Source organism: Alcaligenes sp. RM2, from assembly GCF_052931795.1.
Window position 1 is genome coordinate 1,293,570 of the sequence record NZ_JBRFIO010000001.1, and the last position, 14,317, is coordinate 1,307,886.

Below are 14,317 nucleotides of genomic sequence, written 5' to 3' on the forward strand. Positions count from 1 at the left end.
CGAGGAGATATCTCTAAGCTACTGCGTTTTTCAAGGGCAACTCAGTGTCACTGGCTTCACTATCGGACAAAGGACGACCCAAAATCAATTCGGGTTTACTCTTTCCGACAATGGCGTCCTCGGTCAGCACCACTTTGCTGACGTCTTTACGCGAAGGCAGTTCGTACATGGTGTCCAGCAGCGCTTGCTCGACAATACTGCGCAGGCCGCGAGCGCCGGTACGACGCTTGATGGCGCGCTGGGCTACCGCACGCAGGGCTTCGGGCTGAACTTCCAGCTCTACGCCTTCCATGCTCAGCAGCTTCTGGAACTGCTTGACCAAGGCATTGCGCGGCTCGGTCAAAATGCGGATCAGTGCGTCTTCGTGCAGCTCTTCCAGAGTGGCGACCACAGGCAAACGCCCCACCAGCTCGGGAATCAGACCAAACTTGATCAGATCCTCGGGCTCGGCCTCAGAGAATAGCTCACCCACGCCTCGTTCGGACTTGGCTTTCACGGAAGCAGAAAAACCGATACCGGATTTTTCTGTACGGTCGCGAATCACCTTTTCAAGGCCATCAAAAGCACCGCCCACGATGAACAGAATGCTGGTGGTATCCACCTGCACAAAGTCCTGGTTCGGGTGCTTGCGACCACCTTGCGGAGGCACCGAAGCGACTGTACCTTCGATCAGCTTGAGCAGCGCCTGTTGCACGCCCTCGCCCGACACGTCGCGGGTGATCGAAGGGTTATCCGACTTGCGGGAAATTTTATCGATTTCATCGATGTAGATAATGGCGCGCTGCGCTTTTTCCACATCGTAATCGCAGTTTTGCAGCAGTTTTTGAACAATGTTCTCGACGTCCTCACCCACGTAACCGGCTTCGGTCAGTGTGGTGGCGTCTGCCATCACAAAAGGCACATCCAGCATGCGGGCCAGTGTTTGGGCCAGCAGCGTTTTGCCCGAACCCGTAGGCCCGATCAGCAAAATATTACTTTTGGACAGTTCCACATCGTCACGGCCTGCCTTGCCGCTACGAATTCGCTTGTAGTGGTTGTACACCGCTACGGCCAAGGTGCGCTTGGGCATTTCCTGGCCAATGACATACCCGTCCAGAAACTCTTTGATTTCCTGGGGGGTGGGCAATTCTTTACGTTCACCATCAGGAGTGGCGCCCGCAGCTTCGTCACGAATGATATCGGTACACAGATCAATACATTCGTCGCAGATGAACACGGACGAAGGTCCAGCGATCAGTTTCTTGACCTCATGCTGGCTTTTATTGCAAAACGAGCAATGCAGAACTTTCTCGTCGGCCGATTTCTTTTCGGACATAAATTTAAATTTCACTTCAGGATGGTAAAAGGACGGGAACAAGTCCCGCCCCCGAACAGCCATAGTACTGCGTCAGATCGATCCCTGTAGGGACAGATGATTACTCGTCACGAGTGTTCATCACCTTGTCGATCAAGCCATAGGCCACAGCGTCTTCAGCTGCCATGAAGTTGTCACGCTCGGTATCCAGCTCGATACGCTCGACAGGCTGGCCGCAGTTTTCGGCCAGGATCTTGTTCAAGCGTTCACGCAGGCTCAGGATTTCCTTGGCCTGAATCTGGATATCGGAAGCCTGGCCTCGCGCACCGCCCGAAGGCTGATGGATCATGATGCGCGAGTTAGGCAAGGCAAGACGCTTGCCCTTGACGCCCGAAGACAGCAAGAAAGCGCCCATGCTGGCAGCCATGCCGGTACACAATGTCGAGACTTCCGGCTTGACGAACTGCATCGTGTCGTAGATGGCCAGGCCTGCATAGACCGAACCACCGGGCGAGTTGATGTAGAGCGAAATATCCTTTTCAGGATTTTCCGACTCCAGAAACAGCAGCTGGGCCACAATCAAGTTGGCCGAGTTGTCATGAACCGGGCCCACCAGAAAGATGATGCGCTCGCGCAGCAGGCGGGAGTAGATGTCGTAAGACCGCTCTCCACGACCGGACTGCTCGATCACGATAGGCACGTAGCCCAAACCCGTAGGGGCAACAGATTGCCCCCCATGCATTGAGGCGTAGAAGTCGACAAAGGTTGACGACATTAGTTGGTTCCCATGATTTGGTCGAACGCCACCTCCTCGTCGGACACCTTGGCCTGGGACAGTACGTGCTCGACGACGTTATCTTCGAGTACCACTGCCTCAATCTCGGCGCGACGCTGGCGATCGGACAAGTAGTAGGCCACCACTTGGGCGGGCTGTTCGTAGTTCTGGGCAAATTCTTCGATGCGGGCACGAACCTGCTCGGGCTTGGCTTGCAGTTCTGCAGCCTTGACCAGTTCGGAGACCAGCAGACCCAGACGCACGCGGCGAGTGGACTCTTCCTTGAAGGCCTCGGCAGGGATAGGCATCTTGTCTGCATCAGGCACGCCGCGCTCTTTCAGCTCAGCGCGAGCTGAAGCGATGCGACCTTCCACGTCGTTGTCGACCAGAGCGTTAGGCACGTCAAATTCGCTGGCAGACAGCAAGGCGTCCATCACAGCGGATTTGTTGCGAGCGTGCACACGAGCCTTGATTTCGCGTTCGATGTTGGCACGAATGTCGGCCAGCAAAGCGTCCACATCACCTTCAGCCTGACCCAGGGACTTGGCAAACTCAGCATCCAGCTCGGGCAGAACAGGCTGGGCCACGTCTGTCACGGTGATCTTGAATTCGGCAGTTTTGCCAGCCACTTCCTTGCCGGTGTAGTCGGCAGGGAATTCCAGAGGGAAGGTTTTGGTTTCGCCTGCTTTCATGCCGGCAACGGCAGTCTCGAACTCGGGCAGCATGCGGCCACGACCTTGCAGGTACTGGAAACCTTCAGCGCTACCGCCTTCAAAGGCGACGCCGTCAATGGTGCCCACAAAGTCCAGAGTGATGCGGTCATCTTCCTGAGCTTGGCGATCAGCGCTGGATTCGTAGTTGGCGCGTTGCTTGCGCAGCACGTCTACGGTGCGCTGGATGTCTTCGTCGGTCACAGGCGTGTTGGCACGCTTGATTTCCAGTTTGGACAGATCAGGCAGGGCCACTTCTGGGTAAACTTCGAAAGTTGCGGTAAAGGCCATGGTGCCTTCAGCAGGCTCGCCTTCTTTGGCTTCCAGATTAGGAGTGCCGGCTACGCGCAATTTGGAGTCCTGGATCACTTTGTCCAGGGCTTTGCCGATTTCTTCGTTGATGGCGTCGTAACGGATACCAGGACCGTGGCTGCGCTCGACAACGGACAAAGGCGCTTTACCGGGACGGAAGCCCTGTACCTTGGCCGTACGAGCCACACGCTTGAGCTGGGCCTGGACTTGTTTTTCTACGTCGGCCACCGAAACGACCACATCGACTCGGCGCTCCAAGCCGGACAGAATTTCAACCTCGGGCTGCATTGAAGACCTATATTAAATTGAGTAATTGATAAGAGTAATCCGGCATTTTACCGGAAACTGGCACGGTAAATCCAAACAAACGTATTTTGAATCATAATTTCCTGTCAAGACAATACAGCCGTGCCGGACTATGATCCCTTACTTTACCTTCCCTACGCAAGACTGATATGCACATGAACACCCCTTTAGGCGGCATCCGGGTCCTGGAACTGGGCCAATTGATCGCCGGCCCCTTTGCCGCCAAGATCCTGGGCGAATTTGGCGCGGACGTCATCAAGATCGAATCCCCCAAAGGCGGTGACCCCTTGCGTAAATGGCGTTTGCTGCATGACGGTAACTCGGTCTGGTGGGAGGTGCAATCCCGTAACAAGAAGTCTCTGGCCCTGGACCTGCGACAGGCGGAGTGTCAGGACGTGGTGCGCGCACTGGTAAAAGAATGTGACATTCTGATCGAGAACTTCCGCCCCGGCGCCCTGGAAGAATGGGGGCTGGGCTGGGAAGATCTGAAAGCCATCAACCCCGGCCTGATCATGCTGCGCGTATCAGGCTACGGCCAGACCGGTCCTTACAAGGACAAGCCCGGTTTCGGCGTGATTGGCGAGGCCATGGGCGGCTTGCGCCACCTTAGCGGTGAAGCCGGACGCCCGCCAGTACGGGTTGGTGTGTCCATTGGAGACTCTCTGGCAGCCTTGCATGGTGTCATCGGCATCATGATGGCCCTGCGCCAGCGTGAACAGAACAAGGGCGAAGGTCAATATATTGACGTGGCCCTGTATGAATCCGTCTTCAACATGATGGAAAGCCTGCTGCCCGAATACTCCGCCTTCGGTGCCATTCGGGAGCCTGCCGGCAGCAGCCTGCCCGGCATTACGCCCAGCAATGCCTACGTCTGCAAGGATGGCAAGTACGCCTTGATCGCCGGCAATGGCGACAGCATTTTCAAGCGCTTGATGAACGCCATTGGGCGCGCTGATATGGCTGACAATCCCGACTACGCGCACAATGATGGTCGCGCCCGAAATGCAGGCGTGATCGATGCCGCCATTGGCCACTGGGCCAGCGCTCTGGAACTGGACAAGGTACTGGAAATTCTGGACCAGGCTGGCGTTCCCGCGGGGCGGGTTTATGACATTGCCGATATCGCGGCGGACCCCCACTATCAGGCCCGTGACATGCTGCTGGACAGCAGTCTGCCAGACGGCACACCGCTTAAAGTACCCGGCATCGTTCCCAAGCTGAGCCGCACCCCTGGCGCCATCTACCGTCCTGCTCCGCACCTGGGTCAGGACACCCAGGAAATCCTGGATAATCTGGGGATCAGCGCCGAACAACAAGCCGACTGGCAAGCACGCGGCCTGATCGCCAAGAACCCAAAACGCAAGTAAAACAAAGCAGTACAAAAGCACCTGGGGGCCAGTACAAGATGGCCCCTAATCTATTTGTTTTTCATACGGAGCAAGCACTTGCCGAGGATGAAAATCCAAGCTAGAATCTACTTCTTTCGTGCTGCGAACGTGGCGGAATTGGTAGACGCACCAGATTTAGGTTCTGGCGCCGAGAGGTGTGAGAGTTCGAGTCTCTCCGTTCGCACCAGAGCATGAAAACCGTTGATATCAATAATTCAAAAGACAGTAAAATCAACGGCTTGCGGGTATGATCTGAAATCAATTGATCCCTTAAAATCAATTTTTCCAGCAATTTGCTCCCATCTTGCTCGCAGGATTGCTCCCACATGGCCAGTATAAAAAAGACCGACAACGGTTATCGTGTGCAGATATTTATGCGTCTGCCAAACCGCCCTACCCCAGTTCGTGAAAGCAAAGTCTTTAAGACAAGGCGTGATGCTGTCGAGTGGGCAGCAGAAAGGGAGCGCACATTACGCGAGGCTTCTGAAAGCGATCCGCGCTTAGGTTACACACTGCGGAAAGCTATTCGTCGCTATGCAGATGAAGTCTCTCCAACAAAGCGGGGGGAAAGATGGGAGCAGGTTAGGCTTTCCGCCTTCGAGGGCTACAAGCTGCCCCTCGACGCCCCACTAATTGAAATCACCGCCCAGAACATAGCAGACTTCCGGGACAGCAGAAGCCTAAGCATCTCTAGCGCATCAGTCCGGCGTGAAATCTCCCTCCTGTCCTCGGTGTTTCAGATGGCAATGCTGGAATGGGGGTGGGTTGATTCAAATCCATGCAGAATGATCCGCAAGCCTGTGAACTCAAAACATCGAGAGCGTGTTTTACAGTGGTGGGAGATCAAAAGAATGCTCAGAGAAATGGGCTATAAAAGACATGGGCGCGTTGCCTCCACAGGACAGGCGGTGGCCATCTGTATGATGACAGCGCTACGTACAGGCATGCGTGCCGGGGAGCTAACTGGCATGCGGTGGACGCAAGTGTACGAGAGGCATTGCCACCTGCCCACAACAAAGACAGGCCGCCCGCGAGACGTTCCTCTTTCATTAAAAGCTTGTGCCCTGCTTGAAAGAATGCGCGGCTGGGACGACGTACTAGTGTTTGGTGTGAAAGCCGCCTCTCTCGACGCACTATTTCGCAAGTATCGCCAACGCGCTGATCTGGAGGGCTTTACCTGGCATGACACCAGACATACGGCAGCAACCATGATCTCCAAGAAAGTAGAAGTCCTGGATTTGTGCAAGATTTTCGGATGGGCCGACCCGAAAATGGCTATGGTGTATTACAACCCCCATGCACAATCACTAGCCGAACTTCTTGATTAACACACCCGACACGAGACGGAGCCCGCCATAGAGCGGGCTTTTTTGCGTCCACAGCCTGTAACACCTGTCAACCAGTTAAGTGCTAAATTACTGTTTTTTTATACAGCAATTTCTATGCTTACCTACAGCGAACTGAAAGCCATCCAAGAAGGCAACCGGCGCAATCAGGACGTGATGAACCTGTTGCGCGAGGTAAAACGCCTACGCGAACTGGCCGTGCTGACCTACTCCATACTGGGCACCATGCCTTTGAGCGGCCTGGGCGAGAACATGCACCGCCTCAACCCACTCTTTGAAGCACTCAAAATGGAGAATGCCGTTCAGGGGTACATGCGCGCCTCAGAGCATCGGGATCGACTCAACTTCCCTCATCGCACCCAGGGCCGGGACGGCGACATGGCATACTACCTAAAGCGCTACAAGCAAGATCCAGCAACCAAACCTTGATGGAGAAATGCATGTGTGGACGAATTAGACAGGCCCGCGAACCGGTCGACTATATAGAGTCAATGAACTGGAATCCCCACGACCTGGGCAAGCTGGCAGGCGGCCTGAAATACAACGTGCCGCCTGGTACACACCCCATCGTCCTCCACCAACTAGGTGATGGCAGTGATCAAATAGACCGCTTATTCTGGGGCTATAAGCCTCAGTGGTATAAGCGTTCACCGGTAATCAATGCCCGCCTGGACACAATCTTGAAGAAGTCGCCCATGTGGCGCGGCCTACTCGGCAAACGTGTGCTTGTGCCGGCAGATGGGTGGTTCGAATGGACAGGGGAGACTGGTGATAAGCAGCCTTGGTTCATCCATGGGAAAGACGGGGCCCCTCTCTTCATGGCCGCGATCACGGCCTGGCAGCCAGGTAAAGACGATGATGTTAAACACGGATTTGCTATCGTCACCGACGCCAGCGCCGGCGGGATGGTCGATATTCACGACCGACGACCAATAGTTATGGCACCCGACGCGGCCAGAGAATGGGCTTCGCCAAGCACAAGCATCGAGTCAGCATTGGAACTACTAAGCACAGCGCGGCCAGAGACTGCATTCAAATGGCACCCGGTTACTCGTCAGATGAGCAATGTGAAATACCAAGCACCGAATGCTAGCCTGCCCAATTCCACCTAACCCCAATAACACAAGTCATCCAGGACAACACCAGAATAAAGCTCTCAAAACGCCTTTTCCGGCACTACTTTTTTTCATTCTGACGGCGACTACATTTGAGCATTAGATCTCAAATACAAGACACCTAAGTAGTTAAAACAAACTAACTAAGAGTGGATCGGCCGTTACCAAAAAGAGAAGGCTAAGGCCATGCTAACGTAGCCACTGTGACAGAAGTCCGTAATTTTGCTTTTTTTCCCACCATAAGCCATTGATTTATAAACAACTTAAACCACAACCACAGAAAAAGACAGCCCCACGTAGTGATATGTTATAAATAGCGCTCTGTGACATTAGAACCCTGCATATGCTAGCCGACATTCTAAAAAGCCTCGGGCCGTGCATGAGCACTGACCTAACCGACTATTTGGTGGCCCACTATAAGCTGACGCCAACTGCAGCACGTCAACGAGTCAGCCGCGCACCCTCCCAGATCAAGCGACTTGCACACTTGCCCTTCGCTCGCAAAGCTAGATTTCTATATCACCAGGACGACTACGCCTCCCCACGGTATTGGGAAAACCTTTATGCCGCGATATTCGCGACTAACGGTCCCTATGCACGCGCCTTGGGTGCAGTCCTAGCTCGCAAAGTTGTCCAAAAGAACCACTTCTTAGGTGCATGCGGCGCACCGATTGCTCAAAAGAAGCAACTCTCTGCAAGTGCAGTGCTCGACCGTATGATTGCCGCGAACGTCTTAGTCGAACAGACGTTACCCGGGCTAGGACCATGCGTGATGACTAAGAAAATGTATGAGTCTCATCAGCAGAACTTAGATGAGCTGGCCGTAGACATTAGATCTCGCCTCATTGCGGAGACAATTCTGCTAGACAGCGTTCGCGAGTGGCTGAAACACTTGGCCATGGTGAGCTTCAACCTTGTACGTACAAGAGCAGCCGACATGCCTAGCGTAGGACCGTTCGCCTGGGACTTGACCGCTCCCAGCTACCTCACATCTGTAGTAACACGACAAAAAGACGGAATTAAATCCGGATATGTCGTATGCGATGTGCTGTTAATCGAAAATGCACAACTAAAGCATGTCGAGCCATTTCTGCACAAAGTGCAGTCGCTAACAGCGTTAAAGAATATCGGGCGTACTATATTCATCTCGATAGCACATAGTTACGAGGCAGAGGCATTTAAAGCGTTACGCTCTGCTGGAATCATGCCGGCCACGCCGAAGTCTCTCTTCGGCGAAGAGGTAGCTGAAGGCTTTCGTGAGTTAATCAAAACTCTACAGCAAACCGCAAAGGGCCTCGTTGATCCGGAGAAACTTGACAAGCTCTTCTCTAGGTTCGGAAAGCTAGAAGGGGCCGTCGGTAACATGAGGGGCGCGTTCTTCGAACTGCTAGTGGCCGAAGTCGTACGAAAAAAAGCTGCTGGTCCGGTTAAATTGAACAAAATTTGCAAGGGCGAAGATGGCACTGCTGAAGTAGATGTCTATCATTTGAATGAAGGCATTGAGGCACATATGATCGAGTGTAAGGGTATTGATCCCAGCTCATTAGTAGATGATGCTGAGGTTGGCCTGTGGTTGACCACACGCATTACGCGAGTGCGCCAGCACCTTAACAACTTAGGCTGGTCCGGCCCGCCCCCACTATTTGAACTGTGGACAAGCGGAAAGTTGTCCACTCAGGCGCACGAACGAGTAAAAATGACACGGCTAGCCAATGCCAGGAAATTCAGAATCGAAATTATTGAAGGCGATGCATTGCGCAAGGCAGTCAAAGATGTGAATGATAGACCTTTACTTAAAACATTCGAACAATACTTCTTACCGCATGCAGCAACCTAGCACAGTAATGTAATTGCAAAAAAACATCCAGGATCGGTCCTGTCCCCGCCAACTTTGACTCAATTGAACAAGGACAAGCAATGCCAATGGATTCAATTACTGTATTAGAAACAGCCCGAGCTTTTGAGTCTTTCGCATTCATCAGCACCAAGGATCATCTACTTTATTTTTGACACAAACTTACCCAGGTCTTAGCGTCTGTTTCCACGTAGCGCAGCACGCGAATTGGCGTAGCATCAATTTCTGCATCAGAGTGCCACTGAAACGGACGCTGTGCGGCAGCGCAGTAGTTACCGCCCCTGGGTGTCCCGCATCCGCTGGCGAGCGCGATCACGCACAGCACCGTCATCCAGGCGCTCAATCGTTTCAGCTGCATCACGTCCTACCTCCACTACGGCCATGTCCGCCTTTGTTTGTTTCTGCTCTGCCTGAGCCCTGCCCTGACGCCGCCCGACCTGCAGCAGCGCCAGCGCGGCCAGGGCCAGGCCACCTAGCAGCCCCAGCCAGCCTGCCAGCTTAGAAAATAGCGCCTTAAACAATGGCCGCTCCTATCTTGATTGCCTCAGCCCCTGACGCGCCCAAGAAACGAGCGCGGTCTGCAGCGCGACGGCGGCGCAGGCCCAACAGCACTTTGCCGCCTGACTTGTTCCAGCGTGGGAATTGCTCAGCAGCACCGGCCTGGTCGCCGGCATTGAACAGGCGCACCAGAGTAGAGCTTTGAAATGCTCCCACGCCGATGTTGTAGGCCAGATCTACCATGGCATCGAGCTGGGCTTGGCTAGCTGGACGCGTCAGCGCGTTTAACACCCCAGGCACAAACTCGCGGGCCAGCCGGCGCTGCAACCGCTCGTCGGCCTCAGCCTGAGTGATACGCAAGCCTTTTACGACGTCGGGGCCGGTATCACCCCAGCCGATGGTCCACACTTTGCCGTCGGCATCCCAGTAGGCTTCCAGCTGGCAGCTCTCGAAATACCGCAGGATGGCCGAGCCGTCGGCGGACATGCCGATCGGCTTCGGCTCGACCGGCGCCGGCACAGGCTCCGCTTTCTGCGGACGAAAAAAAAGGGCCAACAGGCCCAGGATCACATCAATCAATTTCTGCATTTCACTTCCCCAAAATTTTCCCTTTCATTTCAGCAACCCAATTTGGAATGCCTTGCTCCTGCATACGCTGCGCCCATCGCATCCATGCTCCCAACACCCACCAGGCCGGAAGCCCTGCTATCAGCATGCACGGTCCCATCACATAGAACAGGCCCATAAGACTGTGCAGATCCTCGGCTACCCCGGTATGGGCAGCCACCTGCACAGCTTGCGCCAATAAGCCTGGCTGCCAGGAGATCACCCAAATAGTCAACAGCGGCCCCAGGATGAATGAGCTCAGCACCGTACATGTTGTACGACTGATGAACTCCCGTACCGTCCTGGGCGGCATAATCAACACGCCAATAAGCGCAGCGATCGCTGCGGGCGCCCCAAACGCGATGGCCACCTTTACCGCTGCCCAACCTGCACCAGCTCCGCTTGTTGGTTCCACTCTTTTCCCCTTGATAACGGTCGGCATGGCTGTCTCCCGTGATGTGCTGCAAAATCAGCAGACGTAAAAAAAGCCGCTTGTGCGGCTAAATACTTCAGATGGAGCCTAAACCTAACCCTCTCACTCCACCGTAATAACTGGTAATATTGTCGACCTTACTGGGGCCACCTCTCCTATTCAATAAAACTTTGTCAGCGCGACGCCTGCAGTCACAAGCCAACATGAAAAGATCGATCAGAATCAAAGAGTTCACACCTTTTTTAAATGAATACCTTTTCCCCTCTGAGAACTATATAAAGAATAGAACTGGCTTGAGTACAAATCACGGCTATCTGAGGCTTACCGATAGCAATGGATATTTATCCAACGCAATCCCCCACAAAAAAGAAGATCAAAATATATTTTTGGTAGGCGACTCATCGATAGAAAATATTTATTGCGATTTCAACAAAAGAATAAATTTTCTAACACAAAAAAAACTACTACAAAAAGGAATAAATTGCAGCCTGTATAATATGGGAGTTTCAGGAAGTACCACATTAAACATTTTCAATACCATAATAAATAAATTAATTGGAAAAAATGGAGAAATATTATTTTTTATTCCCTCCAATGACTCCCACGCCCTCAATTTTCTTGGCGGCTATCTAAATAATTTTAGGCAATATACAAATATATTACCCCTAACCTCTGACAATACAGAAAAAGGTTTTTATGAAGAAAATAAAAAAAGCCTTTTATCTTTTTTAAAGCTATTAAAAATTTTCTGCGAAGAATTTAACTTTAGGCTACATGTATTCGGGGCTATTTATCGCTCACCCAACAATGCAATTGAATCAATGAATAGTATGGTTGAGTCCTTTTGTTCAGAAAATGAAATCACTTATCTTGAAGTGAAAGATTATCCCGAGCTTTCATTCTATGATGACGTACATGTAAATGAATTAGGCTCAAATCATATTGCACAAACAATAACCCAGCACCTTTTAAATTATTTCACACCCATTAATAAAAAAGCAATACAGATAGAAAAAATAAACATCTCTAGCTGCCAAGAGTTAAAACCAAAAGAACCAAAAGAACTAACACTAATCACTGATATTCAAAACTTAGGAAAAGCAGAACACAATTGCTTTCTGGCTAAATTTGATTTTGGAAAAAATCAAAAAATTAGCCCAGAAGATGAAAAATCATACAATCTCACCAATTCAAAACACGTAGGATACTACAGATACCTAAAAATCCCTGAATCAGGAAAGCGGGCGGTAATGGTTCATTCCTTTAAATTTCCGAATTACATAGAAAATATCTCAATAGGATTGGTTAAATTCAGAAGCCCAGATGAATTTATTCTTCACGACGCAGAGGTAATATACAGACTTTAGACAAAAGTCTAAAAAACACAACAAGCTTATATAACCACCCAAGCATGAGCATCTGAAATAAAAGTTTGAAGTACTTCTTGAGTGGTCTGTAATTGCGCCACAGCGTCCATCGCCGTGGGTGCCAGACCAGGCGATTGAATAGACCAACCCCCACGCCAGGACCAAGCCGAGCCCGCCATGAACGATATAGCTGTATTTCCTGCGGCGTTTCCGATCAGGCCCCCATAAACCTTATGTGTCGTTCCACCCGCTCGCAGAATAGGCCAATCGTCTGCAACATACCGCCCATCACCCGCCTCGTACTGACGATCCTGCCAAAGTAAGAGCTGGCCGTTCGCAGAGCGAAGTGCCACAGCCCAGGCATCAGGCGAAAGCGACTTCGCACCGCTATCAGTTGTCGCAGAATACGGAATCCAGGATGCATCTAAACCGCCAACATACAGCATCTCGCCCTGAAAACCCGCCGTCGTCGCCTGCACGCCGTAGTCAGTGATGACATCTATCGCCTCGTTCGCGACACGCCGCGCAGACAGCCCAATCCCCGCCGCCGTTGCCACAAGCCGGAAATGCTCACGCAACACATATCGAGGAGGTTCTGTGGCAATTGTATTTGCGGCCATAACATCGTTAGCAATGCGCATTTCAATTCGAGATGCCATGCCGGTAGCCTCAGCCCAAGGGACAGCCGCACCGTCAACAATACAGTCCCACATAATATTTGCTGCGGTCGCCTCCCCTCCACCACTGCCATCACTACCGTGGTTACCGCCCGTGAATATACGGCCATTCGGTAATGGGACGCCATTCTGCTGAGCCATGACCCTGAGCGGCGGCAGCCAATCGGTAACGCTGGACCACAGAACCGTGAAGGCGCCGGCTGCTCGTCCAGTACGCGGAGCGATCGCAATTTCGCTAACATTCGGCAGCGCATTCCGGCCATTGGGGCCGATCGTCATCCGATACCAGTAATCTCCACTTTGGTAGGTAACAATCATTCGTTTGTCAGCCGTGGTACGCCAGTTCAGCCGCGATCCTATAGCATCAGGACGCACGGAGTAACACTTCGGATCTATCGCCCAGGAGTATCCTGGCCAAGTGGGACCGTTCATGCGCACGGCTGTGCCGTATACAGGTAGCTCGTCAGTGTTTAATGTCACCACAAACCGCAAACCTTCAACCACCTGACTATCCAGAGTCAGGAGACGTACGCCGCCACGAGGGACATCAGGGGCTGGATCTGTATAGTTCACCACCACCAGAGCGGACCCAGACGCGGCGTACTCAGTAGCGTCTTGCTCTTCAATGACCCAGCCGTCTGGCGGGCCGCTCAAGGCTGTGCTCCCATTCTTAAAGTAGCGGATCCCATACAGTTTCCCAGGACGAGCACCAATAACGCGCACATTCAAAAGTGCTTTATTCAGGAAATCATTCCCTACACTGCGAACGGTGTTTCTCCGCAATGTTAGACATGCAGGCTTCACTACCATATATAGCGCTGGGTCTATTACCCACGACCACGCCTGATGTGTTGGGAATGTATTGCTATTGATCGGAGTGCCGTCTGGAGGCAACCCCGCTGGATCTACGATAAGCTGGACCTCTACACCGTCAGTTCCTCGGAGACGAATCTGCTGTATGCCGCGGCTACGGTCTACCGGCATCTGCAGGGCATCGTTATAGTTAACAATGAACCGCCCCTCCCCAGCCGCCGTCGCATACGTCGCTTCGTCAAATTCGCGAATCACCCAGCCATAGCCTGCCGTGCCGACGACTGCGCCATTCTGGTAATAACTAAGTTGATACAACTTTCCCGGTTGGGCGTTGAGCACTTGGGCATCAAGCACGAACCCATTCCAGACAGGAGAAGGATCAGAAAGGACGCCATCACGAACCATCGGACGTAGAGGGTAGTTTTTTCCACGATTGGCGGTTAAGGAGTCAAATAAAGTGCTCGGGTACCGCTTAATCTCAATAGCATTTCCACCACTGTTTCGATACAGAATCAAAGCGTCCTGTGCATCAGATGCAGGAACGCTGAAGTATTGGCCTATACCGGTTTCGGCCAAACCATCTTCTGGCGTATCAAATACGCGCCCGGCGACTGCTGCGGCATCCGCCGCCGCCTCTGCCCTTACCGCCGCGCCCACAGCGTCCTGAACTAGTCCTGTGGGGTCTATGGCCGACTGATACGTAGGGCGAGTAACTCCAAATCGATCCGCCCACGTACTGCTCTGACTGTTTAAAGCCGTATCTAGATTCTCAGCGTTGTCATATAGGTCTTTGGGGTCTGCGCTCCCAATCGGATTTCCCGT

General features: G+C 52.5%; 13 protein-coding genes and 1 tRNA gene. 7 read left to right on the top strand and 7 right to left on the bottom strand.

The genetic code is table 11. The annotated features are described in order from the left end of the window. Positions 1-13: 13 nt before the first annotated feature. The 3 genes from clpX to tig all read right to left on the bottom strand — a co-directional run bounded on the left by clpX (position 14) and on the right by tig (position 3,379). Complete coding sequence (gene clpX, locus ACU6HM_RS05965; RefSeq protein ID WP_446763468.1) at positions 14-1,315, bottom strand: ATP-dependent Clp protease ATP-binding subunit ClpX; 1,302 nt, start codon at positions 1,313-1,315, stop codon at positions 14-16. A 100-nt stretch (positions 1,316-1,415) separates the two neighbouring features. Next, complete coding sequence (clpP, locus tag ACU6HM_RS05970) at positions 1,416-2,069, bottom strand: ATP-dependent Clp endopeptidase proteolytic subunit ClpP (RefSeq protein WP_021446711.1); 654 nt, start codon at positions 2,067-2,069, stop codon at positions 1,416-1,418. Further along, positions 2,069-3,379 carry a trigger factor gene (gene tig / locus ACU6HM_RS05975; protein ID WP_009459092.1) on the bottom strand — a complete coding sequence of 437 codons (1,311 nt, stop codon included), beginning with the start codon at positions 3,377-3,379 and terminating at the stop codon, positions 2,069-2,071. Before tig ends, clpP begins: the two co-directional genes overlap by 1 nt. Positions 3,380-3,552: 173 nt before the next feature. Here tig and ACU6HM_RS05980 point away from each other — a divergent pair, with 173 nt between their 5' ends. The 6 genes from ACU6HM_RS05980 to ACU6HM_RS06005 all read left to right on the top strand — a co-directional run bounded on the left by ACU6HM_RS05980 (position 3,553) and on the right by ACU6HM_RS06005 (position 9,083). Beyond that, a complete protein-coding gene (locus ACU6HM_RS05980; RefSeq protein WP_446763469.1) occupies positions 3,553-4,764 on the top strand; it encodes a CaiB/BaiF CoA transferase family protein in 1,212 nt (403 codons plus the stop codon). A 123-nt stretch (positions 4,765-4,887) separates the two neighbouring features. After that, positions 4,888-4,972 (top strand) — tRNA-Leu (locus tag ACU6HM_RS05985). A 139-nt stretch (positions 4,973-5,111) separates the two neighbouring features. Next, entirely contained in the window at positions 5,112-6,113 is a 1,002-nt protein-coding gene (locus ACU6HM_RS05990; RefSeq protein WP_446763470.1) for a tyrosine-type recombinase/integrase, read from the top strand. A 114-nt stretch (positions 6,114-6,227) separates the two neighbouring features. Then, the gene (locus tag ACU6HM_RS05995) at positions 6,228-6,560 is read left to right on the top strand and encodes a hypothetical protein (RefSeq protein WP_446763471.1); all 333 of its coding nucleotides are present in this window, start codon (positions 6,228-6,230) and stop codon (positions 6,558-6,560) included. Between the two features lie 11 nt (positions 6,561-6,571). Further along, the gene (locus tag ACU6HM_RS06000; RefSeq protein WP_446763472.1) at positions 6,572-7,243 is read left to right on the top strand and encodes an SOS response-associated peptidase; all 672 of its coding nucleotides are present in this window, start codon (positions 6,572-6,574) and stop codon (positions 7,241-7,243) included. Positions 7,244-7,625: 382 nt separating this feature from the next. Next, a complete protein-coding gene (locus ACU6HM_RS06005) occupies positions 7,626-9,083 on the top strand; it encodes a hypothetical protein (protein ID WP_446763473.1) in 1,458 nt (485 codons plus the stop codon). Positions 9,084-9,373: 290 nt separating this feature from the next. Here ACU6HM_RS06005 and ACU6HM_RS06010 read toward each other — a convergent pair whose 3' ends face one another. Genes ACU6HM_RS06010 through ACU6HM_RS06020 form a run of 3 tightly spaced genes read right to left on the bottom strand, consistent with a single transcriptional unit; the run spans position 9,374 to position 10,647 of the window. Further along, positions 9,374-9,622 (bottom strand): hypothetical protein, encoded by a 249-nt coding sequence (locus ACU6HM_RS06010; RefSeq protein WP_446763474.1) that lies wholly within the window; start codon positions 9,620-9,622, stop codon positions 9,374-9,376. Continuing rightward, complete coding sequence (locus ACU6HM_RS06015; RefSeq protein ID WP_446763475.1) at positions 9,615-10,187, bottom strand: lysozyme; 573 nt, start codon at positions 10,185-10,187, stop codon at positions 9,615-9,617. The genes ACU6HM_RS06010 and ACU6HM_RS06015 overlap by 8 nt, the downstream gene beginning before the upstream one ends. A gap of 1 nt (position 10,188) precedes the next feature. Continuing rightward, the gene (locus tag ACU6HM_RS06020; RefSeq protein WP_446763476.1) at positions 10,189-10,647 is read right to left on the bottom strand and encodes a hypothetical protein; all 459 of its coding nucleotides are present in this window, start codon (positions 10,645-10,647) and stop codon (positions 10,189-10,191) included. Between the two features lie 194 nt (positions 10,648-10,841). Here ACU6HM_RS06020 and ACU6HM_RS06025 point away from each other — a divergent pair, with 194 nt between their 5' ends. Next, on the top strand, positions 10,842-12,005 hold the full coding sequence (locus ACU6HM_RS06025) for a hypothetical protein (RefSeq protein ID WP_446763477.1): 1,164 nt from the start codon (positions 10,842-10,844) through the stop codon (positions 12,003-12,005). 26 nt (positions 12,006-12,031) lie between these two features. On the opposite strand, the gene ACU6HM_RS06030 is transcribed toward ACU6HM_RS06025, so the two are convergent. Further along, a complete protein-coding gene (locus ACU6HM_RS06030; protein WP_446763478.1) occupies positions 12,032-14,152 on the bottom strand; it encodes a hypothetical protein in 2,121 nt (706 codons plus the stop codon). Positions 14,153-14,317: the final 165 nt, after the last annotated feature.